31 protein-coding genes and 3 pseudogenes are annotated in these 26,788 nt (G+C 65.8%); 24 read left to right on the forward strand and 10 right to left on the reverse strand.

All coding sequences use genetic code 11. The annotated features are described in order from the left end of the window. The first annotated feature begins 133 nt into the window (after positions 1–133). Genes MXC99_RS01905 through MXC99_RS01915 form a run of 3 tightly spaced genes read left to right on the forward strand, consistent with a single transcriptional unit; the run spans position 134 to position 1,554 of the window. The gene (locus tag MXC99_RS01905) at positions 134–676 is read left to right on the forward strand and encodes a helix-turn-helix domain-containing protein (protein ID WP_247723928.1); all 543 of its coding nucleotides are present in this window, start codon (positions 134–136) and stop codon (positions 674–676) included. A 51-nt stretch (positions 677–727) separates the two neighbouring features. After that, a complete protein-coding gene (locus tag MXC99_RS01910; RefSeq protein ID WP_247723929.1) occupies positions 728–943 on the forward strand; it encodes a hypothetical protein in 216 nt (71 codons plus the stop codon). Next, positions 943–1,554, forward strand: coding sequence for a hypothetical protein (locus MXC99_RS01915; protein WP_247723930.1), 612 nt, complete (start codon positions 943–945; stop codon positions 1,552–1,554). Before MXC99_RS01910 ends, MXC99_RS01915 begins: the two co-directional genes overlap by 1 nt. Here the strand turns inward: MXC99_RS01915 and MXC99_RS01920 are convergent. Together MXC99_RS01920 and MXC99_RS01925 are read right to left on the reverse strand one after the other, a co-directional pair. Beyond that, on the reverse strand, positions 1,547–3,712 hold the full coding sequence (locus MXC99_RS01920; protein WP_247723931.1) for a S8 family serine peptidase: 2,166 nt from the start codon (positions 3,710–3,712) through the stop codon (positions 1,547–1,549). The genes MXC99_RS01915 and MXC99_RS01920 overlap by 8 nt on opposite strands. Next, positions 3,699–4,808 (reverse strand): AAA family ATPase, encoded by a 1,110-nt coding sequence (locus MXC99_RS01925; RefSeq protein ID WP_247723932.1) that lies wholly within the window; start codon positions 4,806–4,808, stop codon positions 3,699–3,701. Before MXC99_RS01925 ends, MXC99_RS01920 begins: the two co-directional genes overlap by 14 nt. 185 nt (positions 4,809–4,993) lie before the next feature. Between MXC99_RS01925 and MXC99_RS01930 the strand changes: the two genes are divergently transcribed. Further along, a complete protein-coding gene (locus MXC99_RS01930; protein ID WP_247723933.1) occupies positions 4,994–5,446 on the forward strand; it encodes a hypothetical protein in 453 nt (150 codons plus the stop codon). Here the strand turns inward: MXC99_RS01930 and MXC99_RS01935 are convergent. Next, on the reverse strand, positions 5,428–5,655 hold the full coding sequence (locus MXC99_RS01935) for a hypothetical protein (protein WP_247723934.1): 228 nt from the start codon (positions 5,653–5,655) through the stop codon (positions 5,428–5,430). The two genes, MXC99_RS01930 and MXC99_RS01935, sit on opposite strands and share 19 nt — an antisense overlap. 51 nt (positions 5,656–5,706) lie before the next feature. Here MXC99_RS01935 and MXC99_RS01940 point away from each other — a divergent pair, with 51 nt between their 5' ends. The 13 genes from MXC99_RS01940 to MXC99_RS01995 all read left to right on the forward strand — a co-directional run bounded on the left by MXC99_RS01940 (position 5,707) and on the right by MXC99_RS01995 (position 14,657). After that, positions 5,707–6,156 (forward strand): hypothetical protein, encoded by a 450-nt coding sequence (locus MXC99_RS01940; protein WP_247723935.1) that lies wholly within the window; start codon positions 5,707–5,709, stop codon positions 6,154–6,156. A 1-nt stretch (position 6,157) separates the two neighbouring features. After that, positions 6,158–6,544, forward strand: coding sequence for a hypothetical protein (locus tag MXC99_RS01945; protein WP_247723936.1), 387 nt, complete (start codon positions 6,158–6,160; stop codon positions 6,542–6,544). Next, complete coding sequence (locus MXC99_RS01950) at positions 6,541–6,774, forward strand: hypothetical protein (protein ID WP_247723937.1); 234 nt, start codon at positions 6,541–6,543, stop codon at positions 6,772–6,774. Before MXC99_RS01945 ends, MXC99_RS01950 begins: the two co-directional genes overlap by 4 nt. Before the next feature lie 96 nt (positions 6,775–6,870). After that, entirely contained in the window at positions 6,871–7,095 is a 225-nt protein-coding gene (locus tag MXC99_RS01955; protein ID WP_247723938.1) for a hypothetical protein, read from the forward strand. Next, the gene (locus MXC99_RS01960; RefSeq protein WP_247723939.1) at positions 7,092–7,310 is read left to right on the forward strand and encodes a hypothetical protein; all 219 of its coding nucleotides are present in this window, start codon (positions 7,092–7,094) and stop codon (positions 7,308–7,310) included. The genes MXC99_RS01955 and MXC99_RS01960 overlap by 4 nt, the downstream gene beginning before the upstream one ends. Next, entirely contained in the window at positions 7,307–8,374 is a 1,068-nt protein-coding gene (locus MXC99_RS01965; RefSeq protein ID WP_247723940.1) for a DUF3310 domain-containing protein, read from the forward strand. The genes MXC99_RS01960 and MXC99_RS01965 overlap by 4 nt, the downstream gene beginning before the upstream one ends. Further along, entirely contained in the window at positions 8,371–8,808 is a 438-nt protein-coding gene (locus MXC99_RS01970) for a hypothetical protein (protein ID WP_247723941.1), read from the forward strand. Before MXC99_RS01965 ends, MXC99_RS01970 begins: the two co-directional genes overlap by 4 nt. Beyond that, a complete protein-coding gene (locus MXC99_RS01975) occupies positions 8,805–10,793 on the forward strand; it encodes a ParB/RepB/Spo0J family partition protein (RefSeq protein ID WP_247723942.1) in 1,989 nt (662 codons plus the stop codon). Before MXC99_RS01970 ends, MXC99_RS01975 begins: the two co-directional genes overlap by 4 nt. Beyond that, positions 10,790–11,350, forward strand: coding sequence for a 3'-5' exonuclease (locus MXC99_RS01980; RefSeq protein ID WP_247723943.1), 561 nt, complete (start codon positions 10,790–10,792; stop codon positions 11,348–11,350). Before MXC99_RS01975 ends, MXC99_RS01980 begins: the two co-directional genes overlap by 4 nt. Beyond that, positions 11,347–11,559: a DUF4224 domain-containing protein gene (locus tag MXC99_RS17040; RefSeq protein ID WP_432654219.1), complete on the forward strand. Its 213-nt coding sequence runs from the start codon at positions 11,347–11,349 to the stop codon at positions 11,557–11,559. The genes MXC99_RS01980 and MXC99_RS17040 overlap by 4 nt, the downstream gene beginning before the upstream one ends. Further along, complete coding sequence (locus MXC99_RS01985; protein WP_247723944.1) at positions 11,486–12,457, forward strand: tyrosine-type recombinase/integrase; 972 nt, start codon at positions 11,486–11,488, stop codon at positions 12,455–12,457. Before MXC99_RS17040 ends, MXC99_RS01985 begins: the two co-directional genes overlap by 74 nt. 27 nt (positions 12,458–12,484) lie before the next feature. Beyond that, positions 12,485–13,258: a hydroxyacylglutathione hydrolase gene (gene gloB, locus MXC99_RS01990; RefSeq protein ID WP_247723945.1), complete on the forward strand. Its 774-nt coding sequence runs from the start codon at positions 12,485–12,487 to the stop codon at positions 13,256–13,258. A 121-nt stretch (positions 13,259–13,379) separates the two neighbouring features. Then, positions 13,380–14,657 carry a transglycosylase SLT domain-containing protein gene (locus MXC99_RS01995; protein WP_432654220.1) on the forward strand — a complete coding sequence of 426 codons (1,278 nt, stop codon included), beginning with the start codon at positions 13,380–13,382 and terminating at the stop codon, positions 14,655–14,657. Here the strand turns inward: MXC99_RS01995 and MXC99_RS02000 are convergent, their stop codons facing one another. From MXC99_RS02000 to MXC99_RS02010, 3 genes are all read right to left on the reverse strand, one after another. Further along, positions 14,658–16,760, reverse strand: a complete 2,103-nt coding sequence (locus tag MXC99_RS02000; RefSeq protein ID WP_247723947.1) for an ABC transporter ATP-binding protein — start codon at positions 16,758–16,760, stop codon at positions 14,658–14,660. 108 nt (positions 16,761–16,868) lie between these two features. Beyond that, on the reverse strand, positions 16,869–17,354 hold the full coding sequence (locus tag MXC99_RS02005; protein WP_247723948.1) for an FKBP-type peptidyl-prolyl cis-trans isomerase: 486 nt from the start codon (positions 17,352–17,354) through the stop codon (positions 16,869–16,871). After that, positions 17,329–17,826: a peroxiredoxin gene (locus tag MXC99_RS02010; protein ID WP_107221232.1), complete on the reverse strand. Its 498-nt coding sequence runs from the start codon at positions 17,824–17,826 to the stop codon at positions 17,329–17,331. Before MXC99_RS02010 ends, MXC99_RS02005 begins: the two co-directional genes overlap by 26 nt. Positions 17,827–18,148: 322 nt before the next feature. Here MXC99_RS02010 and lexA point away from each other — a divergent pair, with 322 nt between their 5' ends. Then, a complete protein-coding gene (gene lexA, locus MXC99_RS02015) occupies positions 18,149–18,757 on the forward strand; it encodes a transcriptional repressor LexA (RefSeq protein WP_247723949.1) in 609 nt (202 codons plus the stop codon). Between the two features lie 4 nt (positions 18,758–18,761). Further along, positions 18,762–19,319, forward strand: coding sequence for a hypothetical protein (locus MXC99_RS02020; protein ID WP_247723950.1), 558 nt, complete (start codon positions 18,762–18,764; stop codon positions 19,317–19,319). Positions 19,320–19,359: 40 nt separating this feature from the next. On the opposite strand, the gene MXC99_RS02025 is transcribed toward MXC99_RS02020, so the two are convergent. Further along, entirely contained in the window at positions 19,360–21,162 is a 1,803-nt protein-coding gene (locus tag MXC99_RS02025) for a M61 family metallopeptidase (RefSeq protein ID WP_247723951.1), read from the reverse strand. A gap of 364 nt (positions 21,163–21,526) precedes the next feature. Between MXC99_RS02025 and MXC99_RS02030 the strand changes: the two genes are divergently transcribed. Both MXC99_RS02030 and MXC99_RS02035 read left to right on the forward strand, forming a co-directional pair. Then, on the forward strand, positions 21,527–22,345 hold the full coding sequence (locus tag MXC99_RS02030) for an HD-GYP domain-containing protein (RefSeq protein WP_247723952.1): 819 nt from the start codon (positions 21,527–21,529) through the stop codon (positions 22,343–22,345). A gap of 188 nt (positions 22,346–22,533) precedes the next feature. After that, complete coding sequence (locus MXC99_RS02035) at positions 22,534–23,043, forward strand: hypothetical protein (RefSeq protein ID WP_247723953.1); 510 nt, start codon at positions 22,534–22,536, stop codon at positions 23,041–23,043. Between the two features lie 44 nt (positions 23,044–23,087). Here the strand turns inward: MXC99_RS02035 and MXC99_RS02040 are convergent. Then, positions 23,088–23,741, reverse strand: a pseudogene (locus MXC99_RS02040) (IS21 family transposase); the annotation flags it as partial. 440 nt (positions 23,742–24,181) lie between these two features. On the opposite strand from MXC99_RS02040, the gene MXC99_RS02045 reads away from it, so the two are divergent. Continuing rightward, positions 24,182–24,757 (forward strand): YIP1 family protein, encoded by a 576-nt coding sequence (locus MXC99_RS02045; protein ID WP_247723954.1) that lies wholly within the window; start codon positions 24,182–24,184, stop codon positions 24,755–24,757. Between the two features lie 99 nt (positions 24,758–24,856). Here MXC99_RS02045 and MXC99_RS02050 read toward each other — a convergent pair whose 3' ends face one another. Continuing rightward, positions 24,857–25,258 (reverse strand): ribonucleotide reductase subunit alpha, encoded by a 402-nt coding sequence (locus tag MXC99_RS02050; protein WP_247723955.1) that lies wholly within the window; start codon positions 25,256–25,258, stop codon positions 24,857–24,859. Between the two features lie 180 nt (positions 25,259–25,438). On the opposite strand from MXC99_RS02050, the gene MXC99_RS02055 reads away from it, so the two are divergent. Continuing rightward, on the forward strand, positions 25,439–25,978 hold the full coding sequence (locus MXC99_RS02055; protein ID WP_247723956.1) for a class I SAM-dependent methyltransferase: 540 nt from the start codon (positions 25,439–25,441) through the stop codon (positions 25,976–25,978). A gap of 46 nt (positions 25,979–26,024) precedes the next feature. On the opposite strand, the pseudogene MXC99_RS02060 reads toward MXC99_RS02055, so the two are convergent. Then, positions 26,025–26,210: pseudogene (locus MXC99_RS02060) on the reverse strand (transposase domain-containing protein); the annotation flags it as partial. Positions 26,211–26,310: 100 nt separating this feature from the next. Here MXC99_RS02060 and MXC99_RS02065 point away from each other — a divergent pair. After that, positions 26,311–26,676 (forward strand): annotated as a pseudogene (locus MXC99_RS02065) (transposase); the annotation flags it as partial. Positions 26,677–26,788 lie beyond the last annotated feature (112 nt).

The raw sequence follows: 26,788 nt of genomic DNA on the forward strand, positions 1-26,788 counted from the left end.
TCACCCTAAAAACCGCTACACTTATCCACAGTCGCCGTAATGACAGGCGGCTATCGTCCCTGGTCAGAATTCAAACGGAACACCTGGTCAGTATTGGACCGGCGCCAACACACCCGCGTGCTTGAGGTCGAGGATGAGTGATTTCCAGTCCATGGTGAAGAACAGGCTATCGATTAATCGATATTCTGTCAATCGACACATCGATTGCGATGAATATCAGAATGTCGATATGGATACATTCGGCAGTCGGTTACGGTTAGCGAGAAGAAGGGCCAAGCTTTCGCAGGTCCAGCTTGCAAAAATGGTTGGGATGTCCCAAGGAAACTTATCGGACATCGAGAATGACCATGTGCCGACGTCCACCTTCACGCCGAAACTTGCGGCTGCGGTTGACGTCCCGGCAATCTGGCTATCCGATGGCAAGGGCCCCGATCCTTTTGCCTCGGCCCAAGGCGAGCCGCCCGACGCCGCCCCCACCGCACCACCGCTGCCAACCACCCGTGGCCGCGCTCGCAGCCCGCTGCGAGCCACGGGCAATGGCGCCGCCGCGAAATCAGCGCTCGACGCCCTTGCCGCGGAGCTCGAAGCCCACCCGCCCGACGTCGAAACCGAACGCAGACTGGCGCAGGAACTCCAACTACAGGTGGAATGGTTGAAGGCCATCCGAGGGGAATAGCCCCCTGCGCATCGGGATCGCGATAGAATGCATGCATCCAGGAGGTGCACCATGCCGACCACTGACAATCACCCTGACAAGGCCGCCAAGACCAGTTCCCCGCTGCGCGGCAAGCTGGTGCGGATCATGACGCCCGAAGAGCGCAGCGCCGACATGAAGGAATTCGGCAAGGAGATCCGCAAGAGCAAAGCGTCGGCGGTTGCCTTTCTCCAGCGCGCCGGCATTCTCGACGAAACCGGCGAACTGGCCGAACCCTACCGCGCCTGATGCGCCGCGTCTGGTCGACCTACGAATATCAGCCCAGCTTCATCCTGGGCTTTCATGGCTGCGACAAGGAAGTCGGCGAAGCCATCCTTCGCGGCGATGAAAAGCATCTCAAGTGGTCCGAAAAGAAGTACGACTGGCTGGGCAGCGGCATCTACTTCTGGGAAGGGAATCCGGCGCGGGCAATGGAATGGGCCGAGCACCGCAAGGCGGAGGAGAAAATTGCCACCCCTTTCGTAATCGGCGCGATCATCGACCTGCGCCACTGCCTTGATCTCTTCGATAGCGCCGGCCTGCGCGAAGTTCGAGACGCTCACGCAGAGCTTCTCAAGACCCTGGCGAAGGCGGGCGCAGCGCCGCCAAAAAACGTCGGAGACACGCCGGACAAGGCCGGCAGGCTGCTCGACTGCGCCGTCATGAACTACCTGCACGAGTACCGCAAGGAACGCGATGAAGGTAACGAAGACGACGCCTTCGATTCCATCCGCGCCCCCTTCCTTGAGGGCGAGCCGGTGTATGCAGGCGCCGGCTTCCGCAGCGAGAACCATATCCAGCTTTGCGTGCGCAGCACGGACTGCATCAAGGGCTACTTCCGGCCAATTACCCTCACGTAGGCAGCACCACGCCTGCACGCAGCCGCACCGGTACCAGCACCGGGTAGCGCTGGCGCACGCGGTCGTAGAAGTCCGGCTCGGCGATCGCCGCCACGGTAACCACCAGCACGTAGGGCAAGGGTTCCAGTTTCGCCGCGCTGATGGGCAAGCCTTCGTCACGGGCGCGATAGACGAGTTCCAACATGGGGTCGTCAAGGGTGTCGGCGTTGAGCCCGATTTCCTTCGACAGCACCGTTTCCCACTTGTGGGCGTCGGCCCGCATCTCCTGCTCGCTCTGGCCGTAGAGCTTGGACTTGCTGAAGAACGACACCGTCTGCCCGCCGGGCGAACGGCGCAGGCGGGCCTCGATGCCGGCCCGTGTGTAGTTGATGGGGTGCGCCACATCGACGCCGGTGTGAAACACCAGCGTCGCGCGCACGCGAACACGGCCGAACACGTCGCCGCTCGGCCACGGCAGCGCCGCGCCGACCGGGCGGCCCGGCTCAAGCTGGCCTTCATACACCACCATGGCCTCGCGGTCGCCGCAGGTGACGAGGTCGAGCGGGTCGAGACTGAAACGCCCATGCCCGATTTCGGCCTGCGTGGCTTTGCTCGCGCGCTCGGTGGTGTGGATCAGCAGCGCGCGCGCGGTGGCAGGCGTCACTCCGTCGGCCAGCGCGGCCGCCCCGGCCGCCGCGCGCAGGACGAGCGGCGCGGCAAAGCTGCTGCCCTTGCACTGCGCCAGGCCGCCGCTGCGCAGGTTGTAGAGCGGCACTGCATCGCCCCAGGCAATCCCATCGGGCTTGACGAGCCCGGGTGAGCGACCCGGGCCGACGCAACTGTGCGAAGCCCGCGTCACGACCCCGCTCGGCGCTGCCGCCGAGCCGACGGCAACGCCGTTGACCATGTCGGCCGGCACCTGAATGCGGCTTTCCGGGTAGTCGAGTTCGCCGGAATTACCCGCCGCGACCACCGCCATGACGCGCCCGCTGGCCAGGCGCGGTTCAAGCGCGCTGGTCCACAGGTGCACGTCGTCGTCGTCGAGCGTCGCCGACGGCGCCAGGCTGATGTTGACGAAACCGTGCTCGCCCCGGTCGAGTACTTCGCAGATGCGGCACACCGCATCGAACATTTCGGGGTCGCGCTCGTCGTGCGGCGTGGCCACACGGTAGTGGTCGACGGGCGCATACACCTGCGGCAAGGCCACCTGCCCCGGCAACACCGGGCCGAACATGAACGCCGAAGTAACAGCCGCGCCGTGGTCCAGGTAGTCCACGCTGGTCTTCAGCGTATGGGGCCAGGTGTGTTCCTGCACCCCCGGCACGCCGACACCCAGCCCGCCATCGAACACCGCCACACGGAACGCGTCCGTAACTGGCGCCACGCTGTCGCGCGGCAGCGCCGTGGCGGCTTCCACCGCGCGCAGGCTGCCTTCGTGGCTGCGCAGCGTGGCCACCGAACGCAGCACCCGCACATGCGAAAACTGCCCGAGCGTCCATACGCCTTCGGCCGCAACACGCACGGGCAGGAAGGTCAGCCCCTCGACACTGAGCGCCCGGTCCAGGTCGGCCTCGCCGTTGCACAGCCCGGCCCACTTTGCGAAGGCCTCGACAATGTCGCGATCGTCCTTGTTCGCGTGCAGTACCGCTTCGAGCAGCGCGGTGCCGTCCTTCAGGGGCCGAATCGAACGGATGCGGTCGGGGGCCGACATCATGGCGATGTCTTCGATGCGCGACAGGTCGCGCTGCACGCCGGCGGCGTCGGAATCCATCAGCAGCTGGTCGAGAATCTCGAAGGCGGCAGCGGCGCCGGCCACCAGGAGTTCGGCGGTGAACATCGGTTCGTCGGGCTTGCGCTTACGCAAGCGGCAGCGCGGCGTGACCATGCGGCTGCGCGTGCCGAGCATACGCAGCCCGGCCGAGCGCAACACGCCGGCCGGAAAGTGAGACTTGGCCAGGTATTCCGGGTGCACCAGCACCCTGCCGGCCATTTCGCCGCGCGGCGCCGCAGCGGCGGGCACGCTCGCGGCCTGCCGGGCGAAGAGTTCGAGCTGCGGGTGAAGATGCGCACGTGCCTCGTCAATCGAGTACACCGCCGCCTTGGGCCGCGCGGCGGACGGCCACGAGGTCGGCCCCACGAGCGCCTGACCGTTGCCCAGCAGAAGGTTATTCTTGGCCATTTTCTTCCCTCATGCGGCGCAGCACGCTCTGGACAGTGGGATGCGACACCCCCACCTCGCGCCCGATCTCGCGCGCGGACTTGCCCTCGCGATGCAGCGCCAGGATCTTCAAGTCGCGCGACATCTTTCCTTCCGGCATATTATGTCGATCGCGTGCAACAGCGCCAACCATTGCTTGCAGCAAGGGCGTGCCGCGAAGAAGCGATTCCTTGCGCGCCATGCGCAGCCAGCGCTCGACATGCGCGAACGAGGCCCCTTCGACGAGCCGCTGCGCGTAGTCAAGATCCCGTCCCGCCAGCCCGTGCCCGGCCAGAAAGCGTGCGGTCATCGCCGGCTCGGGCATGTCCATCGAGACCGCAAGGTCGAACCGGCGCCACACGGCGGGGTCGAGCAGGTCGGGGTGGTTGGTGGCGGCCACCAGCAAGGACTCGCCGCCCCAGCCATCGACCGCCTGTAGCAGCACATTGACCAGGCGCTTGAGTTCGCCGACGTCGGAGTCGTCGTCCCTGCGCTTGGCGATAGCGTCGAATTCGTCGAGCAGCAGCACGCTGGGGGTTGCCATGGCGTGGTTGAGCGCCAGGCGCAGGTTCTGCCCCGTCTTGCCAAGAAAGCTGTTCATCACGGTGGCCAGATCGAGCGTGAAGAGCGGCACGTTCAACTCCATGGCGAGCCACGATGCGGCCAAGGTCTTGCCGACGCCCGGCGGGCCGGAAATCAGCACGCTGCGGGTGGGCGACAGCCCGGCTTCGCGCAGTTTTGCCGCGCCCTGCCATTCGGCAACCACGTGCGCGAGCGCATCGGCCACACCCGGCGCCCACACGGGCTGGACCGGCAGCACCACGGGCCACGTTTCGCGCAGCAGCTTGAGGCGGCTGTCGGCATCGACCGGGTTCGGCGCAAAGGCCGAGCGCAGCGCCGGGTTGCGGCCCAGCTCGGCAATGAGTGCGGCCACCATCTCGGGGTCGGCCTCGCCCAGCCGGCCCGCCAGCTTGCGCACGTGGCGGGCGAACGCGTCGGCGCCGCCATGCAGGCCGTCGCGAAACAGCGCGATCCATTCGGCCTTGCTCAGCAGCTTTCGGGGGAGTTTGTCGGACACGCGGGCTCCGCTGAGTGGTAAGTAACGCCGCGCAATTTACCAATTTTTTTGATGACTTACCAACCAATTTTCCATTGAACGGACAAACGGGCGAGCCATCGATCATCAAAATATCGGCTTACCGATTGACAATTAATATCGACGTATCGATACTTCGCCACGTCAGCCACCCACAGGGAATCGCCATGCAAACGTCTGCACCCACCCCCATTTCCCGTATCCCGGGCCGCCCGACCATCGTCCTGCTCGCCCCCCAGGGCACTGGCAAGACGCTCTTCTCGGCCGCGCTGACGACGCGCCTCAACTGCACCCACTGCCTGGACGACCGCGCCCTGAACGGCGCCCCCACGATCGAGGGCGCCGACATCCCGCATGACGGCGCCCTGGTGCTCGGGATCGAGGGCGGCGGCGGCGACCTCACGATCACCGTGCACACCCAGGCAGGGTTCGACGCCCTGCTGACCGCCCTGCGCATCCCGCTTGAGCACCGCCCGCCTTATGCAAAGCAGGCCGAACGCGGGCCGGGGCCGGATTTCGGGTGGGGCACGTCCCCCGCCGGCGAGGAGCGCCGCTGGCCTCCCCGTGCAGCGGTGTTCATCGGCACGACCAACGAGCCCCTTCAGCCGCCCCGCGATTGATCGGTCATCACGTCGGTGAAGCCCTGGCACAGCCGCTCCATCACCTTGCGTTGCAGGGGCGGGATCTCGGGCGTCTCGTCGAGTGCCTCGCGCATCTGCGCAAGCGCCTTCCACACCACCTGCGGTGACTCGGACGCCAGCGCAATGACGAGGCAATTCACGAACGACAACAGCGCGTTGTGGTGATGCTCAAGCGTCTTGATGTCCATTCCGCTCACTCCATTGACATAGGAGCGGGCACTTTAGCACCGGAGCCCAGCATGCAAACGTCTGCCCCGATCACCGCGCCAGACCGCACCGTCCAAAACCTGCGCCGCCGCCTCGAGCGCTGGGAACTCGACCACCTGCGCCGGCTCGCGGCCGAATTGCAGGAGCGGCTTGATCGCGCCCTGGACGAGGCCGAGCGCGCGAAGGAGGAGCGGGATCGCGCATGGGAGTCCGCCGCGTCGTGGCAGCGCCATGCCGAGAACCTGCAACAGGAGCTGTGGGAGGCGGGCGGCGGGATCGGCATCACGCAAGACGGCGACCTGCTCGTCGCCGGCCCCGCGAAAGCCGCTCCGCCGGCGGAGCGCGACGCGCTGCTGGCTTCGCTTGATGGCGTTCTGGAGATCGCGGACCAAGTTATCGAGCACGCAAAGCTGACGCGCGACGAACAGCGTGCTTTTGCCAACGCCCGCGAGCTGCTCGCGCGAATCAAGAGCGAGTCCTGACATGGACGCCCCCACCCACACCCCCGGCCCCTGGCACTGGGACGGCTTCAGCCTGCGCCCGGCCAACCCCGACCCCGACCAGCACGCAGTGCACACCATCCTCGAATCCGAGCACATCGGCTGGGGTTTCGTCGCCTCGGACTTCCATGCCGTGCGCCAGGAGGCCGACGCCAACCTGGCGCTGATCGCCGCCGCGCCACAGCTGCTCGACGCCGCCCAGGCCGCCGCCGATCTGCTCACCCGGCAGAAGTGGCGGCCGGGCGACACGTTCAACCCCGAGGCGGTCGTGCTGGCCAAGCTCATGGACGCAATCATCGAGGCGACGATGCAGGCGGCGCCTGGCATGAACAGCCGTGAACTGACCGGACCCAAGGAGGCGGCGCAATGACCCCAACCCTAGACCAACGCGCGCTCGATCGCCTTGCACGGCAATGCGAACGCGACCTGAAGTTTCTGCGCCACTCCCCCCATGAGCAGCAGGGGGTGCCCTTCGCCGACGAGGCCGAGCGGGCCGAAATCATCGACGCGGTGATCGGCGGCGCGGTGTTCTTCGCCTTCGCCGGGGCGCTGATCTGGTTACCCGAGCTGATGGCGCTGATCGAGCGCGCCGGCGCATGAGCGCCCGCCCTCCTCTCGACATGCCCATGCCTGCAGGGCCGATGCAGGCACCGTCCGAGTTGTCCGCCGTGTTGAGCGGTTTTTCAAGGAGCAGATATGACGCACAAGAACATTGAAACCGTGAAGCGGATCGACTTCGACCGGCTCGACATGCTGGTAAGCGAGCGCATCGGCGCACTGAAGCTCTACGCGCAGAACATCGACCAGGCCGAAGGCGGCAAGGACGCGCATGACGCTATTTGCCGCGACCTGATCCTGCCGTGCGTCTACGCGCTGGCGCAGTTCCTTGAATCCGTGAAGCTGGATGAGGCGCAGCAATGAGCATGCACGATTCGCTCTCCGACGACGACGAGCGCATCCCGGTGACGGTGTGCATCACCCCGGCCGAAGCCGTGCGCCTGGAGCTACTGATCGCCGCCTACCGCGACCGCCACCCCGGCGCCGACGACACGCATGTGATCGACGCCATCTTCCTTGCCGGCCTCGCAGCCGCCGAACTGACCCTGTGCCAACCCGTCCCGGAGCCCACCGCATGAGCACCCGCAAGAAGCCCGCGCCGCTGCGCGAGCAGATCGTCGCCTTCCTGAAGACGCACGACGAAGCCACGCTGAAGCAGATCGCCGCGTCGACCACCGAGCGCGACTTTCCCAGCCGCGTCATCACCGAGCTGAACAAGATGCGCACCGACGCCCTGATCGAATGCGCCAAGAAAAAGGGCAAGAACGAGCTGTGGTACTGGCTCGCCGCCACCGAACCCCAGCCGGAGGTGGGTAAAAACACCGGCAGCCGCGCATCGGTGCCCACATCGCACTCCGCCGAGGGCGCGGCCGTCCGCCCCGAACCCACCCCGCAACCCACCGTGCAACCGGTGGCCGCGGTGGCGGAGGACGAACCGGCGGCAACGCCCGAGCAACCCACAGCGCCTCCGCTGCAGTACGACCCCAACGACGTGGCTTTCAGCCAGCCTGCGGCCCCGGCCAAGGAATTCCACCTGCTGGGCGTGCTCGCCGACATCCGCGCGGCGATCGGCGACAGCGGGCAGATCATGCTGGGCGAGCTGGCCGAACACATCCGCGCCATCCACGACCTCGGCGAGGCGCACAAGCGGGCCTGCATTGAGTGGGAAAAGACCATGATGGACGTCTTCGGCGAAGATGGCGTCGGCGATGTCCTCATGGCAATCGGCAAGCTGAAGGATGACCTGCGCGACGCGCACCTGGAGCTCGCCGTGATCCGCGAGTTGCTCGCCGAACGCATCGGCGGCGAGATCGACCCGAGCGACATGAGCGAGAGCGAAATCGCCCGCGCCGCGGCGCAGGTGATCGACCGGCACGACGACGAGCTTGTCGAGCAGGCGAAGACGATCATTGACCTGCGCGGCCAGCTCGATGCCGGCGGCGCCGACATGGTCAATCACCCGCCGCACTACCAGGGCAAGGTCGAGTGCATCGAGGCCATCGAGGCCGCACTCGGCGGCGAAGGCTTTGCCGCCTACTGCCGGGGCAACGCGATCAAGTACACCTTCCGTGCTGGCAGAAAAGGCGACGCCGCGGTCGATCTGGCGAAGGCGCGCTGGTACTTGGAACGGGTAGCGGCATGAAACCGCGCCGCGTCTGCTTCGCGCGCCCAACCTTCGTCGACATGATGAAGGCCTTCGGCCCGGTCGACGCCATGCTCGCGCGCCTGGCCGAGGGCTGGATCCACGAGATCCAGGGCGCGGCGGTGTTCCTGAACCCGCAGGACGGCGTGTGGTACGAGATCCCCGCCGCACTCGAGGGCTGGATCGCCCTGTGGGAGCGGCTGGACGCACGCCACCGATTGCAGCTCGACCTCGACCCGGTACGCAAGATCGTTGCCCGCCTGCGCTACAGCACGCCCATCCCCCCCGAGCTGGTCGCCCAGGCACAAGCCGTCGCCGACCAGTGCAAGCGCGCCTACCGCCGCATGGACCTCCACGAGGTCGGCAGCGTGGTGAAGACGCAGTTGATCGTCAACGAGGCCGAACAGCAAGGCCTGACGGAAAACGCAGCATGAGCCAGCTCAACCCCTTCCAGCTGCTCCGCCTGGAGCACCTCGCCCCCAGCCCGACCAACCCGCGCAAGCACTTCGAGCCGGACGCGCTGACGGACCTGGCCACCACCATCCGCGCGCACGGCGTGATCGAGCCCATCATCGTGCGCACGTGGCCGGACGAGTACGACACCCCGGCCGACCGCGACGAACGCCCGCTGTACGAGATCATCGCCGGCGAGCGCCGCTACCGCGCCTCCCTGCTCACCGAGCTGGAAGACATCCCCGCCCTCGTGCGCCACCTCGACACCCGCCAGGTGCTCGAGATCCAGATCATCGAGAATTTGCAGCGGCGCGGCGTGAACGAGCTCGAGGAGGCCGAGGGCTACGACCTGATGATGCGCAGCTACGGCTACACCGCCGACCAGCTCGCCGAGAAGGTCGGCAAGAGCCGCGCCTACATCTATGGCCGACTCAAGCTCACTGCGCTGTGCGAAGCCGCCCGCCAGGCCTTCCGCGAGGGCAAGCTCGACGCCTCCCGGGCGCTGCTGGTCGCACGGATCCCGGGTGCCAAGCTGCAGCAGCAGGCGTTGAAGGAGATCGCCGAGGGCTACGGCGGCCCCATGCCCTACCGTGAGGCCGCCCGCCACATCCAGAACCGCTACATGCTCAAGCTGAAGGAGGCGCCGTTCGAGACCGCCGACGCCTTTCTCCTGGTGACCGCCGGCGCCTGCACCACCTGCCCCCAGCGCGCCGGCAACAGCCCCGAGCTGTTCCCGGATGTCGATGCAGACGTATGCACCGACCCGCAGTGCTACGCCGACAAGAAGGCCAACCACGTCCTCAAGCAGGCCGAAGCGGAACGGGCGCTCGGGCACAAGGTGATCCTCGGCAAGGCCGCCGAGAAGATCGCCCCGCACGGCTTCTACAGCAGCACGGCCGGCGACTACGTCCTGCTCGACGAGAAAGGGACCTATGGTGATGCGTACATCACGGCGCGCAAGGCACTGAAGGGTGCCGACGTGCCGATCGTGATGATCGAGGACGCGCGCCGCGGCCGCCTGGTGGCCGCGGCAGCGAAGAAGGACGTGAACGACGCGCTCAAAGCTGCCGGCCTTCGTGTCGGGAGCGGCAACCGATCGGCCGCCCAGATCGAGGAAGATCAGGCGCGCAAGAAGGAAGCCGCCAGCCGCCGGGCGATCTTCGACGCCATCCGGCGCGAGACCCGCCTGATGCTCAACGGCAGCACCCGCCCGGCGCTTCAGCGTGCCGAAGACCTCGCCCTGGTCGCCCGCCAGCTGTGGGCACGCACCGGCTTCGATGCGCAAACCCGCCTGGCGAAGATCTACATCCGCCCGGACGAGAAGCTCGACAACCACGAGCGTGTGCGTGCCTTGAACGCACAGATCGACGACTTCAATGCCGCCCAGCTGATCCAGTTCCTGTTCGACCTTGCCCTGGTCGGCACGCTGGACGTGCCCAGCTACTGCAGCGACATCAGCACCCCGGCGCCGCTGGCGAACACCGCCGCCAGCTTCGGCCTCGACATCGACGCCATCCGCGCCGCAGCGATCGCCGAAAAGCCCGCGAAGGCCAAAACCTCGCCCCCCGCTGCGCCGGAAAAATCGCCTTCCACCCCCGAACAGGCTCCGCCGGGAGGCGAGGGAGGCGCGCGCAAGGACAAGGCGACGGTCGTCACCTACCGCCACCCGACGAACGCCGAGCTGACGTGGAGCGGCCGGGGTAAGAAGCCCGAATGGGTCGCGAACTACCTGGCCACCGGCGGACGCCTCGAGGAGCTTTCCACCGCTAACCAGGCTGCGCGGGCGGGCGATCAACCGTCGCTGCGGAAACCCAAGATCCAGGCCGCTGACGCGGCGAAAAAACCCAAGGAAAAGGCAAAGACCGGCGGCCGCGTAGCCGCGGCCGGAGGAAAGGAAGGAAGTGCCGAGCCCGCCCCCTACCGTTGCCCGAATACCCGAGACCTGCTGGAAGGAGTAGTGGCGTGAGCGTGAAGATCTACACGAACGTGATGCTGGACCTAGAAACCATGGGCAACGGCCCGGACGCCGCTATCGTGGCGATCGGCGCTATCGCCTTCGACCTTGAGGCCGGCGAGCTGGGCCCCGGCTACTACAACCGCGTCGACCTCGAATCCGCCGTGCAAGACGGCGGCGTGATCGACGCCAGCACCGTCACCTGGTGGCTCCAGCAAGGCGACGAGGCCCGCCAGGAAATCGCCCGTGCCGGCGGCCTGCCCATCGCCGTCGCCTTGGCGTCGTTCGCCGAATGGATGGGCCAGACGACGATCGAGGCGGAGGTGTGGGGCAACGGCGCCAGCTTCGATAACGTAATCCTGCGCAGCGCCTACCAGCGCGGCAGCCAGCCCGCACCGTGGGCCTGGTGGAACGACCGCTGCTACCGCACCGTCAAGGCGCAGCGGCGGCACGTACCCTTCGAGCGCATCGGCACCCACCACAATGCGCTGAGCGACGCCACCAGCCAGGCGCTGCACCTGATCAAAATGCTGCGACCGGCGGCTTTCATTTCAGGAGAACCGAGATGATCCTATCGAAAGAGGAGCTTGAGCTGCTGACCGACAAGCGGATTGCAAGCGCGCAGAAGCGCGTTCTGAAGGCGATCGGAATTCCGTTCCGCGAGCGCCCGGACGGATCTATTGTCGTATTCAAGGAGGACTGCCATGCGACCAAGAAAGACCGACCGCCATCTCCCAAGCTGCGTCTACCAGAAGCACGGAGCGTTCTGGCTCGTTAAGCACGGCAAGTGGATCCGGCTCGGCGCCGACTTCAGCGAAGCGATGGAGGAGTACGCCCGCCGGATGAAGCAGAAGATGGGCGGCATGGCGCAGCTCATCGAGGACGCGCTACCCTCGATCCTGAAGGACAAGGCCCCCTCGACGGTCAAGAAGTACCGCACGACGGCACGCTTCCTACAGGAGGCATTCGCCGATTTCGCCCCGCACCAGGTCAAGCAGAGCGACGTCGCCGCGCTGCGCCGCCATCTGATCGGCCAGGCCACCATCTGCAACCGCACTCTTTCCGTACTGCGGATGGTGTTCGATGTGGCGCTGGAAGACTGCATCGTCGACTTCAACCCCTGCACCGGCATCAAGACGGTGAAGCAACCCAAGCGCGAGCGCCGGGTCGAGCCGTGGGAGTTCGACGCCATCAAGGCCCAGGCCGGGCCGCTGCTGGCCGTAGTGATCGATCTGTGCTACCTGACCGGACAGCGCATCGGCGACGTGCTCAAGATCGCACGAGCCGATCTGCGGGACGAAGGCGTCTACGTCGTTCAGCAGAAGACTGCGGCACGCGTTCTGATCCGCTGGAACCCGGACCTGCGTGCCGCAGTGGAGCGCGCCAAGGCGCTGCATAAGAACGTTGCCGGAATGTATCTGCTCGGCACCAAGCCGCCCGTTTACAATACCATCTGGCAGCAGTACAAGAAGGCGCGCGAGGCGGCCGGCATTCCCGACGTGGTGCTGCACGATCTGCGTGCAATGTCGGGCACCGAGGCCGAAGCCCAGGGCGCCGACCCGCAGAAACTGCTTGAGCACACGGACCGGAAGATGACCGAACGTTATCTCCGCGACAAGAAAATCACGCAGGCCGAAGGCCCGAGTTTTAGACAGTCTAAAACAAATCGAGGCTAGAACCCGCGCCATTACTGGGTTTCAGGTATGGACATTATCCCCCTTCCCGCTTTCCGCGATAACTACATCTGGCTGCTGCACGACGGCCGTCACGCCCTTGTCGTCGATCCGGGCGACGCGGCTCCGGTGCAGGACGCGCTGGCACGCTACGGTCTGACCCTGTCGGCGATTCTCCTCACCCACCACCATCCCGACCATGTCGGCGGCGTCAGTGCCCTGTGCGCCCGCCACCCGGTACCGGTCTACGGCCCGGCAGCCGAGCATATCGAGGGGGTGGACCGGCCGCTCGGCGACGGCGACGAAATCCGCCTCGATGCCCCGGCGGCAGCGTTCCGCGTGATCGAGGTACCGGGCCACACCGCCGGTCATATCGCCTTCATCGGCACCGGCCCGAGCAGCGGAGTGCTGTTTTGCGGCGACACCCTGTTTTCCGCCGGCTGCGGTCGCCTGTTCGAAGGCACCCCAGCACAACTGGCGGCCTCGCTGGCCCGCCTCTGCGCCCTGCCAGACGGCACCCGGGTGTATTGCACCCACGAATATACCTTGTCCAACCTCGCCTTCGCACGCGCAGCCGAACCCGACAATGACGCGCGTGACGCCTATGCGCTGCACTGTGAGACTCTGCGCGCACGCGGCGAACCGACCCTGCCCAGCACGATCGGCCGGGAAAAGGCCATCAACCCTTTCCTGCGCTGCACACAGCCAGCGGTGCTCGATGCACTCGCCTTCGAAACCGGCACCCGGCCGGCCGACGCCCTCGCCTGCCTGACCGCCCTGCGGGCCTGGAAAGACCGTTTCTGAACCGGCTCCGATGCTCGCACGCCTTTCCGCGCCGAGGCTGCGCACAGCATTGCGGGCGGCGCTGTGCGCAGCCCTGTTCCAGGCGGGCGGAGCGGCAGGCACAGAAGACATTGCCCCCCCGGTGAGCGCAGCCGCAACGGACGAGGACATCGTATCCCGGACGTCGACCTCTCCTGCTCCACCCACCCGTATCGAATCCGCTACCCCTGAACGCGTTCTCACGCTCGACCTGACCCGCGACGCCAACGATATCTGGGACCGCATCCGGCGCGGCTTCGGCATGCCCGATCTCGACAGCGAACGGGTGATCGACCAGCAGGCCTTCTTTCTGAACCGCCCCGGATTTCTGAAGCAGGTGTTCGCCCGCGGCGGGCGCTACCTGTATTACATCGTCGACGAACTCGAGCGTCGTGGCATGCCCACCGAGATCGCCCTGCTGCCGATGATCGAGAGCAGCTACGACCCGATGGCCTACTCACCCGCCCACGCTTCCGGGCTGTGGCAGTTCATTCCCTCGACCGGCAAGCACTACAACCTCGCCCAGGACAACTGGGTGGACGAGCGCCGCGACGTGATCGCCTCGACCCAGGCCGCCCTCGACTACCTGCAGCGCATCTACGACATGCATGGCGACTGGCACCTTGCGCTGGCTTCCTACAACTGGGGCGAAGGCGCGGTCCAGCGTGCGCTGCGGCGCAACGCCGAGGAAGGCCTGGCGCAGGAGTACTCGCACCTGCGCATGCCGGAACAGACCCGCAACTACATCCCCAAGCTGCAGGCGATCAAGAACATCGTCGCCGAACCGGAGCTGTTCCATTTCGAGTTGCCCTACGTCGCCAACGAACTGCACTTCGTCACTGTCGACGCTCCGGTCGGCGTGGATCTGGCAACCGCCGCCCGGCTCTCGAACATGCCGCTCGACGAGTTCCTGGCGTTGAACCCGGGGTTCAACCGTCCGGCGATCACCCTCCCCGGGCAGACCTTCGTGGTCCCGACCGACCGTGCCGAACGGCTCGAGGAAGGGCTGGCCGAACTGGTCCGCAGCGGCAAGGGCTGGCGCATGCACGTGCTGGGTTCCGGCGAGCGCCTGGACGCCGTGGCCGCCCGCCACGGGCTGAGCCTCGCCCAGTTGCGCAAACTCAACGGTCTTACTTCGGCGAGCAAGCCGGGACCGGGCCATGCGCTGCTCGTGCCCGACGGGATCGAACCCGAGGGCGCGCTGGAAGTCAGCCGGCTGTTGCCTTTTTCCGCGGCGGTGGCACGCCAGCCGGGGCTGAAACTGGGAGCAGCGGAAGCACGGGACAGCCGCCCGCGGCTCGAATCCGCCGGCTCTTCCGCCCGCAACGCCGCGCCCAAAAGCGGCAGGAAGGCACACCAGCGCCCCGCCGCCGGAGACTGATCAACGCTCCCGCCGCGGCCAGTGGCAGCGTGCGCGATGCTCCCGGCCGAACTCGGTAACCGGCGGGTAGCTGATCCGGCAGACATCGGTGGCATACGGGCAGCGAGGATGGAAATGACACCCGCCGGGGGGGGCGAGCGGCGAGGGCAGATCGGCGAGAGCCTTCCCTCCGGCAGGCGCCTGCAGCGCCTCCCCTCCCCCGATCCCGCCTTCCCCGCTGTCGAGCCGCGGCACCGCCGCCAGCAGAGCCCGCGTATAGGGATGGGCCGGCGCCTTCAGGACGCGCTCGACCGGGCCTTCCTCGACGATACGCCCGAGATACATCACCGCCACTTCGTCGGCCAGATATTCGACCACGGCCAGGTTGTGGGTAATGAACAGATAGGCCAGTCCATGTCCGCGCTGCAGCTCACGCATCAGGTTCAGCAACTGGGCCTGGACCGACACATCCAGCGCACTGGTCGGCTCATCGCACACGATCACCCGGGGCGAGACCGCCAGCGCCCGGGCTACCGCGATCCGCTGGCGCTGGCCGCCGGAAAACTCGTGCGGATAGCGCCAGCGCATGTCCGCCGCCAGCCCGACGCGTTCGAGCAGATCGCCGACCCGGGCGCGGCGGAGCTGCGCATCGGGCTCGACACCGAGCGCCACCATGCCCTCTTCGATGATCTCGCCCACCCGCATGCGCGGATTGAGCGAGGCGAAAGGATCCTGGAAGATCATCTGCACCGCGCGCCGCATCGGTTGCAGGGCCGAAGCCGGCAGCGCGGTGATGTTTTCGCCGTCGAGATAGAGCTCGCCGGCGGTCGGCGGAATCAGCTTCAGGATCGCCTTGCCTACGGTAGTCTTGCCGCACCCCGACTCCCCGACCAGCGCGAGCGTGCGCCCGGCGGCAAGCCGCAGGCTGACACCATCGACCGCCTTCACCTGGGCCACTGTGCGCTTGAGCAGGCCTTTGCGCACCGGGAAATGGACGACAAGATCCTCTACCTGCAGCACCGGCCGGGCACTGTGCGGACGATCGGCGGCGACGGGCGGAACCGGCGCGTCGAGGCCGCGCGGCACGCTGACGCCTTCATACAGGTGGCAGCGTACCGCGTGCGCTCCTACCGCACGCCAGGCGGGGGCCTCGTCGTCGCAGCGATCGAAAGCCACCGGACAGCGCTCGGCGAAGCGGCAGCCGTGAAAATGCCGATCCAGCGCCGGCACGCTGCCTTCGGGCGCATCGAGCGGAGCACCACGCCGCGCCGCGCCGGGCAGTGCGGAAAAAAGTTTGCGTGCATACGGATGGAGCGGAGTGCGGAAAAAATCGGCGCGGCTACCGGTTTCGATCAACTCGCCGGCATACATCACCCCGACCCGATGCGCCATCCGGGCGACCACTCCGAGATCGTGGGAGATCAGCAGCATCCCCATCCCCCGCTCGCGCTGGATGGCAGCGAGCAGATCGAGCACCTGGGCCTGGATGGTGACATCGAGCGCGGTCGTCGGCTCATCGGCGATCAACAGCTGCGGTCGACCGGCCAAGGCCATCGCGATCATCACGCGCTGCTTCATGCCCCCGGAAAACTGGAAGGGGAAGTCTTGCAGCCGGCGCGCGGGAGCGGGAATACCGACCGCCTCGAGCAGACGACAAGCCTCGGCATCGAGCGCCGGGCCGCGCACCCCATGGCAGGACAGCGCCTCGGCGATCTGCGCTCCGACCGTCATCACCGGATTCAAGCTGGTCGCCGGCTCCTGGAAAATCATCCCGATTCGCCCGCCGCGCACGCGGCGCATCGCCGACTCGGGCAGCGCCAGCAGGTCCTCTCCTCCCAACCGCACCGCACCACCGGCAACACGGCCGCCATCGGGCAGCAGGCGGCTCAGCGCGAGCGCGGTCATCGACTTGCCGCAACCGGACTCACCGAGTAACGCGAACGTTTCCCCCGCATCGATTTCGAAGGCCACGCCGTCTACCGGGCGGATCTCGCCTCCCTCGCGCCCGATCACCACGGCAAGGTCGGAAACCTGCAGCAGCGGTGCAGCCGAGGGCGTCCTGGCGGGGAGGGGCCGGGTGAGCGGCTGGACAAGCGGCGAAGAAAGAAGAGGAGGAGCGTTCATGCCTGTACCGAAGAGCCTCGGCCGGTGTGCTGAGCACGGCCGCCATCGGCCGCACCGGGAAGGCGCACCCAAGCGCGAAAAGGGCCGCACACGCGGCCCTTGCAATGATCAGTGGTGATGACCGCCGGGGCCGTGCACATGGCCGTGAGTGATTTCCTCGGCCGTCGCCGGACGGACTTCGGCGACGGTAACGTCAAACATCAAGGCCACGCCGGCGAGCGGGTGGTTGCCATCGACCACGACCTTGCCCTCGGCGATTTCAGTGATGCGATAGACCAGGTCTTCCTCGCCATCGTCGGAAACGCGCTCGAAGCTCATGCCGACTTCGATGTTGTCCGGAAACAGCTTGGCGTCCTCGACCAGGATCAGTTCCTCGTCGTACTCGCCGAAGGCATCGTCGGGCTGCAGCTTGACCTGAAGCTTGTCGCCGACCTTCTTGCCGTGCAGGGCCTCCTCCAGCATCGGGAAGATACCGTCGTAGCCGCCGTGCAGATACACCAGCGGATGCGAGCCGTCATCGATGACGGCACCGTCCGGGTCGCGCACGGTGTATTGCAGCGTCACGACGCTATTCTTGACGATTTCGTTTTCCATTCTGTGATTCCAGTTCCTTGACCAGTTCGAAAACCGCAGCCGCATGGCCGCGGGGCGTCACATCGTAGAGTGCGTGGCGAATCCTGCCCTGCTTGTCGATGATGAAGGTCGACCGCCGCACACCCATTTTCTTCACTCCGTCGACTTCCCGTTCCTGCCATACCTTGTAGAGCCGGCACACCTCGGTGTCGGTATCCGACAGCAGCCGGATCGACAGGCCTTCATGGTCGCGGAACTCCGCGTGGGTGAGACAATCGTCCGGGCTTACACCGACCACGATGCAGTCGTAGCGGGTGAAATCGTCTTCATGGTCGCTGAAATCGGCGGCCTGAAGCGTGCAGCCCGGGGTCTTGTCGCGAGGGTAGAAATAGAGGACTACATGGTGCTTGCCGGCCGAGGATGCGAGGTCGAAGGTTTCCATGTCCGCATCCGGCAATGAAAAAGCGGGGGCGATGTCTCCGCTCTTCAGCATGATGTCTCCCTGATGTGGGTGGGATTCTAGCCGAGACCCCCGGCGAACACTACCGCCGGAGCGAGCCGCGAGAGGAGGCCGGATCGGGGTATGCATGACGGCGAATCTCCCTGTGCTTGTCGATGCGCCGGTGCCATCTGCCGACACCGTGCTGAAGCAATAGCGCAGATTTGGGCGAGGCTCAAGATGCAGTGCATCAACAGACACGGCGACGCTTGCAGTGCAGCACCGCGTGCCCCCGGGGCGGGCGATGCCCGTGGGACGAATTCCCCTTGCCCGCACCGGAAAGCTGTTTAAAATTACAGCTGACTATGGAGGCCCGATGAGCACCCGCAACGAAACCCTCACTGCCCGCCAGCAGGAAATTCTCGACTTTATCCGCAGCACGGTCGAATCCGAGGGCCGGCCTCCGACCCGCGCCGAAGTGTGCACCGCATTCGGCTTTCGCTCGCCCAACGCCGCGGAAACCCATCTGCGCGCACTCGTCGCCAAAGGGGCGATTCTGCTCGAGGAAGGCCGCGCACGCGGCATCCGCCTCGCCGAAGGGCTGGGCCTGCCGCTGGTCGGCCGAGTTGCCGCCGGCAGCCCGATCCTCGCCGCGGAACATGTCGAAGCCCGCTATCAGCTCGACCCGGCCCTGTTCTCACCCAAGGCGGACTACCTGCTGCGCGTGCGCGGGATGAGCATGCGCGACGCGGGCATTCTGGACGGCGACCTGATTGCCGTCCATCGCAGCAGCGAGGCACGCAACGGCCAGGTCGTGGTCGCCCGTGTCGATGACGACGTCACCGTCAAGACCCTGCAGCGCAAAGGCGCCATCGTCGAGCTACTGCCCGCTCACCCCGATTACGCTCCGATCGTGGTCGACACCCGGAATGCAGCGCTGGTCATCGAAGGCATCATGGTCGGCCTGATCCGCAAGGATCACTGAGCCCATGTCCGCCCCCGTTATCCACAGCGCCGCCCCCTTGGCGGGAGACCGTGCCCGCCATCGCGCCCTCTTCAATCTGCTCGTAGCGCTGCTCGCCCTGCCAGCCTGCTGGCTGCTCTTTTCCCAGCTCGACAGAATCTGGCCCGTCGTCGTCGCGATGGAAGGCGCACGCTTCATGGCCGCGGCAACCCTGCTCGGCGCCGCGATGGCGCTCGGCCCGCTGGCGGCGGCGCTCGGCTTCCTGCTCGCCGTGTGGTTCGGGGTGGACAGCGTCTATCGCCCGCGCCGCCGGCCCTCGCCCCGGCTCGATCGCCTCATCGTCGCGCTCGGCCTGCTGGTCTGGTTCGCCCCCGCGCTGACCGCGGCCGGCATTGCCGGCCAGGCCGTGGCAAGCGGCCGCATCCACTTCGTGCGCCCGCCGCGCGACTATTTTCTCGCCACCGACCCGGTCGCCTTCTGGCAGGGAGTCGGGTTCTGGCTGATCATGGCGGGCCTGTCCGGTTTTCTCGCCTGGCGCTACTGGCGCCCCCGGCTGTTGCCGGCATCTGCGCCCCGGAGCTGACTCGGACGGTTGGCGCAGACGATCAACCCGGGCAACAGGTTCAGGCCCGTCCGAGCCAGCCTTCGCGCAGCGCCCGCGCAGCGGCGCCGGCCCGCGGCGCGAGCTTCAGGCTGTAGTTGTCCGCCGGGGCGGGCGCCAAGGTGAGCTGAAACTGCATCAGCTCGTCGCGCCGGAACAGGTGAATCTCCACCCGCTCGCCCGGCCGGCGCCGCGCCAGGCACCCGTCCATCCCCTTCGCGCTCAACTTCAGCCCATCCAGCGCCAGCAGCACATCTCCGGCAGCGATGCCCGCCGCCTGCGCCGGCCCGCCGTCGAACACGTTGACGACTTTCCCCTCGGCCTCTCCCGCCGCCAGCTTCAGACCCAACCAGGGTGCCTTGCCTGCCGGGGCGGCCTCGAACACGATGCCGAAATCCTTCAACAGTCGCGGCAGCGGTAGATCCCCGGTCCCCTCCACTGCGGCCTCCAGCCAGTCTGCCAGGCGGGGACCGAGCCGAGGGCCCGCCGCTTCGCGTACTGCGGCGAAGATCCCGTCCTCGGCCACCCCCACACCGCTTCGCCCATGCCGGGTCCACAGCAGGCGCATCACCGTGTCCAGGCTGCAGCGCCCTGCACTGCCGGCACGCAGCTGCAGATCGAGCGCAAGCGCAATCAGCGCTCCTTTCGTGTAATAGCTGACGATGGCATTGGGCGCGTTCTCGTCCTGGCGGTAGTACTTGATCCAGGCATCGAAAGACGATTCGGCCACGCTCTGGCGCAGGCGGCCGCTGCCGCGCATCACGTTCGACACCGTTTTGCCGAGCAGCGCGAGATAGTCTTCAACGCCGATCACTCCGCTGCGCACCAGGATCAGGTCGTCGTAATAGGAAGTGAAGCCTTCGAATGCCCACAATAAGCGGGTGTAGTTTTCGCGCCCGAGCTCGTAGGGGGTAAACGCGGCCGGCTTGATGCGTTTGATGTTCCAGGTATGGAAATATTCGTGACTGCACAGGCCGAGGAAGCTCTTGTAGCCATCGGGCAGTCCTTCCATGCCTTTCCACGGCAGATCGGCACGGCTGCAAATCAGTGCGGTCGATGCGCGATGCTCCAGGCCGCCATAGCCCTCGCCCACCACCATGACCAGAAACGCATAGCGCGACATCGGTGCGGGGGCGCCGAACAGTTCGATCTGGCAGGCACAGATGCGCGCCAGGTCAGCCCCCAGCCGATCGAGGTCGCAGTCGTGGCGTCCGCTGAGGATGAGATCGTGGTGTACACCGCCGGCATCGAAGCGTGCGCTCGTGAAGCATCCCATTTCGACCGGGTGGTCGATCAGTTCGTCGTAGTCGGCGGCACGAAAGCGCCCGAATCCGAACGCCCGCGTCCGGCCCGGCCGTGCCGGCGGCAGCGTGGTCGCAAGCCTCCAGTTGCGGTATTGCTCCCCTTCGGGGGCCTCGATCACGACCGCGCAGGGCAAGGCGGCGCACCCGTCCGGAGCCAGGAACACGCTGGTTCCGTTGAAAAAGCCATGCGTGGTATCGAGGTGGGCGGAACGTACCGACAAATCCCAGGCGTACACCTCGTAGTGCAGGGTCAGGCGCGTGCCGTAGGGTAGCGCCGCCACTTTCCAGCTGTGCTTGTCGATCTTTTCCACTGCGCACGGCTTGCCACCGCTCTCGGCACGGAGGCTGACGATGTTGCGCGCGAACTCACGGATCATGTAGCTGCCCGGAATCCATGCCGGCAGGCGGAACAGCTGACCGGACGGATCGAGCGTCCTTACCGTGCAGCTCACGGCGAACAGGTGTGCGCCGGGGTTCGAAGGGCGGATACGATATTCGACGGGGGAAGGCGAAGACGGCATCGAAAAAACTCACTCTGGCACGGATTGGAACCCACTCCGGTGCATGGCAGCAGAATCCGGCATGCAGGTGGGTGGTCGGTAATACGGCATGTTACTTATCACGTCGCCTCCCGCGCGTCGAGGGCGGATGCGGGCGGTATGTGCTCTGCCCCTGCGCTCAGCCCCCAGGCATGGCCCCGCTCGGGGCCGGGAGCGGGACGTCGACTGCCCATGTCCTTCAGTGTGAAAAAGCGCACACCCGGAATTCGCACCGACAGGCTCCGCCGCCGGGCATGGGCTATATTCGATCCGGCAAGAAACTCCGGCCCCGCACATGTCTCCAGCGCTCCGACCCCATCCGTCCTCTCTGCAATTTTCCCCTGCCATGACGCTGGGCGAGGGCGCACCTGCATGTGGGGCTGCTGTTTCCCTCACAAGCCTTACACCACTTCCGGCCATCGACGCCGACCCATGCAAAACCTGCCGGCAGATTTTTCAGATGGTGCAAGAATTACAGAATGTAGCAGCCGAACGTGACCGCGCCCAAGCCGTAGCCGCAGACGCGCAGCACCGGGCCCTGCAGCGACTGATCCTCCTCGCTGCACTCAAGGACGGGGGGTCACCCGAGCATTGCCTGCGCGTGGGCGCCCTGTCGGCCCTGGTCGCCCAGGCCATGGGGCTCCCCCAAAAGCGCTGCGATATGCTGTTCGAAGCCGCTCCGCTGCACGACCTGGGTAAGCTCGGCATCCCCGATTCGATTCTGCTCAAACCTGGCCGCCTGAGCCCGGAAGAGTGGCGAATCATGCGTGATCACCCCCTGCTCGGTACCCGTTTGCTGGAGGGCTCAGGCTCGCCCGTGCAAGAGCTTGCGGTCGAAATCGTCCTCAATCATCACGAAAAATGGGACGGTAGCGGCTACCCGGCGGGCCGCTTCGGCACCAACACCCCGCTGAGCGCCCGCATCACCGCAGTCGTCGATTTCTTCGATGCGGTCACCTCTCCCCGGAGCGACCGCGCGGCACTCGCCGACAATGAAGTGTTCCGCCTGCTCGAGTGCGCGAGCGGCACCCAGTTCGAGCCGGCCGTCGTCAGAGCGATGTTCAAAATCCGCCCTCGCCTTCCCCACATCCGCCGCCTCGCCGCCGAACGCGCTCCCCGTCTCCTCGAAGCACCTCGGCAAGACTACTGGTGGCGACAGGTATAGCACCTGCACCTCCGGGCAGGATTGGCAGCCCGGCCTGATGAAAACCATTGTCGAAGGGCATGCAACTCGCGACCGTATCGCAGAGCAGCCCAGAGCGGTGGCATCCAAGGCGTGATTCGTGGGAGGATCCCCACACGAGCCTGGGCATCCCCCAGCCATGTACTACCCTGCCCCCAGGAGATCCCGACATGGCAGACCGCTTTCTTCACGCACCCTTGCGGCGGTCCGCAGCCTTCGCCGCCGCATTGTCCGCTTTCGGCTGTGCCGGGCCGAGCCCGGAAAAGCTTGTCGAGCCCGCTCTGCCCTCGGTGGCCAGAGAACAGTTCCAGACCCACCTCGATGGCGGTTTCGTAGTTGACTACCAGGTCGAACGCAAGATTTCCGCGCTCGACCGGAAAAGCTGCTTCGCCTTCATTACCGGAACACTGACCAATACTTCGACACGGACACTCGGCCGTCGCTCGATCCTCGACGTCACCGTGTTCAGCCAGGGCAAGCCGCTGTTCCGGGACTTGACCAGTCCGGTCAGGGATGTGCCGCCCGGAACCCGGGTGATGTTCGAAATGGTCGTTTCACCGGTCCACAAGGGCAGCTGCCCGAGCTACGACCGGATCGATATTTCTTTGCGCCACGCGCCCACGAACAAGGCTCCGGCTGCGCATTCCGACGAACGTGACCACCTGCACCGAGGATCGTGACCGAAGAGGTTGCGCGCAAGCGTGGTGTTCAGATTCTAACCGCGTCGGTCACTGTCCGGGACGATGAGTTCGGGCACCCCGCCGATGAAGGCGAGCGCCTGCGCGAGTGCGCCCAGCCAGTCGGCCTGCGACTGCGTTGCGGTGGCACAGGCGAAGGTGTAGCTCGACGCGCCCAGCACCGCGACGAAGATTTGCGCCCGCGAGATCTGGCCGGTCGCGGCATCGATGATCGGCACCGTGTCACCGGCGTAATCGATGAAGAGCTTCTCGCCGGCGCGATGCACCTGGCGCATCGAACGCTTGAGTCGCCGGGCGAACTCGCGGTACAGGTCGCAAAAGCGCGAGTACTGGTAGGCCGGCCCGGCGGCTGCCTGCACGTACTCCTCCCACAACAGCGCCAGCGTGACGTTCTTCTGCTTGAGGCCCTGATGCACGGCCGCCAGATCTGGCGTTGCGTAGCCGAGGCTCGCCCCACGGCCGCGCGAGCCGATCCCGAGCAAATGGCGCAACTCGGCCTCGTCGGTCATCGACAACGCCGCCCACGGCTGGCTGCTCGCGTCGGCCGCCTTCACGTACTTGGCGACCACCCCTTTCGAAATCGACAGCGCACGGGCGATCTGTTCATGCGAGAGCGCGCAGTCGTACTTGAGCCGTAACAGCTCCTTGATCTTGTGCATGGCAATCCGCTCCGCCGGCATCCCCATCTCCGCGCAAAGCGCGCGAGGGTAGCCGGCCTGACAAAGGACGTTGCCACGCCGGCACCGCAGACCCCGTTCCGAATTGATCGTGACCGGTCATTCCGACAACGTGACCGCACATTCCGACAACCACTCGAAATCGGTCACGATCAAATCGGAATCCGCGGTCACGATCGCGGAACCACCGGTCACACTATTTCGGAATCAGCGGTCACGTTGGGTCGGAATCCGCACTCCGGCCACATCCGGCCGAGACACTCGCTCCACGATTCCGAAGTAGGCGCAGGATTGCGAGACACGGGATTGTGCATCCGGCCAGCTCGTCTCACCCAAAAGCATCATGCCATGATATAAATACACCTGAAGGTTCATGTACTCCCGCAGCCAGGGCACGTCTGAGCCGTCCGCATCCCCGTCAGGGGGCTGAAAAAGGAGGGGTCATGATGAAATTCCTACACTTGCCGCCAATGATGTGGTCGTCGAGCGCGGCCTGGGACGAGATTGCGCGTGCCCGCCCTTCGACCATCTCGATGATTTTCGGGCTGATCCTACCTCTGTCGGCCCTACCGCCGCGGATGCTCATTCATGCCGCGGATCATATTGGCGCCCACTATTTCCCCGACGTTTCGGCCGACTCTTGGCGTCTTGCAGCACTGCTGTTTTTCGTCGCTGAGCTCGTTTCGCTGCTGCTGATAACTTGGCTGATTCGGGAAGTTTCGAAGACTCGGAAAGGGAGCGCAGACATCCATGACGCATTCACTGTCGCCGTGGTTGCCGCACTTCCGCTGTGGTTATCGTCCCTTGTCTTGCTGCAACACGGAATCGTTCCGGTGATTGCAATCCCTTTGCTCGCCCTGGCCGCCTCCGTTGCATTGATCCGGTACGGGGTCGAGAATTTGCTGCACGTCCGGGAACCGATCGATGCATTCGAACTTGCCGTGATCGTCACCAACAGCGGGGTATTCGCATGGATCGTCCTGGTTGGGATCGCGCTTGCCCCTGTACTCGCGGCCTGATTTTCATCCCGATTGCCACGCCATTTCGGGAACACTACGAAACAAGAACCCTGCTCGCGCGCCAGCCGAAAACGGACCAGGGTACGATCCTCCCCCCGCTCAGCCGAACTGGAGCTGCTCTCCGTCCGCTCGATAGGCCAGCAGATGGCTGACGATCCCGCCCTGGATCGATTTGATCATGGCCTCCAGCGCCTGCTGAGTCGCTTCGTCGCTCGGCTCCCGCGATCCCTGCCCACCCAGACAGCCGACAAACACCACATCCCAGTGCTGCCCCATGTGCCGCGACTCTTCGACCAGTTCGGCGAAGCTCTGGATTTCGTCCGTCTTTTTGTCTACGAACATGACTGGGGCCAGAGTACCGCCCTGACCGCGATCGAAGCGGCGCTTCTGCTCCGGTGTCGCGTCTTCGGGGAGCTCGGCTCGCACAAAGACGAACAGCAACCGCTGCGGCTCGGCTTGCCCGCGCGCCGCCTCCAAAAGCCCCTGGAATTCTGAAATCATTGTTTTTCCTCGTTCAAAATGGAGCGCATTTTGTCACAGAACAATACGCCATCCAGCCATACGAGCCCACCCGTACGAAGCGTGCGACCACATGGGCCATATCCAAACGTAACGATCTTCCCCACGAATGCTGGGCAAGGATTACGATAAAAGCACTTTGCCCAACCTTGGCGTACCTCCATGCCGGTAGAACTGCTGATCGCAATGCTACGGGACCCGGCCTCGACGGGCGCACTACTGCCCTCGTCACGCGCGCTGGCAAGTGCCATGGCCAACGCCGCCACCGGTGCCGATCTGATCGTCGAACTCGGAGCCGGCACCGGTGCCGTCACCCGTGCCCTGCTCCATGCCCAACCTCACGTGCCGCTGATTGCGGTGGAACTGCAGGCACCTCTTGCGCAGCGCCTGAAAGCTTGCTGCCCCGCCGTGGATGTGCGCCAGGCTGCGGCGAAAGAGGTCGTGGACGCCTTGATCGACGTACAAGGCAAGGTCGTCCTCGTCTCCAGTCTCCCGTTCCGCTCCCTGCCACGCCGCGTGGCAAGCGAAACGGCCACCTGCCTATGCCGATTCCTCGCACAGGACCCTGAGCGCAAGCTCGTCCAGTTCACCTATCAGCCCAGAGCGCCATTCGACGCTCCACCCGGCCTGCGGTGGCAGCGGACATCGGTGGTTTGGCGCAATACACCGCCGGCCGGGATCTGGGAACTGCAAGCAGTGTGAAGTTGAAGCTGGGTAAGCACCCGGCGAACCCGTCTTGCCGTTTCGCTCAGGCGCAGACGGCCGGCTGCCAGCGATGCGGCAGCAACTCGCCGATCTTGCTGTAGGGCTGCGTCGGCAGGCGTTCGAGCACATCCTTCAGGTACGCAAAGGGTTCGTGGCCGTTGAGCCGCGCGGACTGGATCAGGCTCATGACCGCAGCCGCACGCTGGCCTGCGCGCAGGCTCCCCGCGAACTGAATCGCCCCGTGTTTCGCGGAGGCGGTTTCCCTCTGGGTCAGAATAGTTGTCGCCTCGATAGAATCTGAAATCCGAGGGCGATAACGGAAGAACGAAGTGGCCAGATACGGACAAGCATTCAAGGACAAAGCGGTAGCACGGTTGTTGCCCCCGGAGAGCGCATCGGTGCAGACGGTTTCGCGTGAGCTGAGTATTTCGACGGCCACACTGGAGCGGTGGCGGGCGGATGCGCTGTCCAGGCCCGCTCGCGAGCGGGCCTGGACAGCGCGGGCCCGATTCGAGGCGGTGCTGGTGACCGCCGCGATGGATGAGGTCAGCAAGAGCGCCTGGTGCCGCGAGAATGGGGTATATCCGCAGGAGCTCGAACAATGGCGTGCGGCGGCCACCGAGGCGCTTACAGACCCCGAGGATGGCGCACGCGCGAGCCAGCGGGAGAAGAAGGCCGACCGGCGCCGCATCAAGGGTAAGCGCTCCACGAACCCCATCCTTCCTGGGCTCGCTACGCTGTGATCAACTGCTCAGCCTTGAGATTCCAGGGCAGGAGAGCCTCGAAGTGTTCGACGGTGGTGGCGCT

This window comes from Thauera aromatica, from assembly GCF_023093595.1.
Classification (GTDB): Bacteria; Pseudomonadota; Gammaproteobacteria; order Burkholderiales; family Rhodocyclaceae; genus Thauera; species Thauera aromatica_A.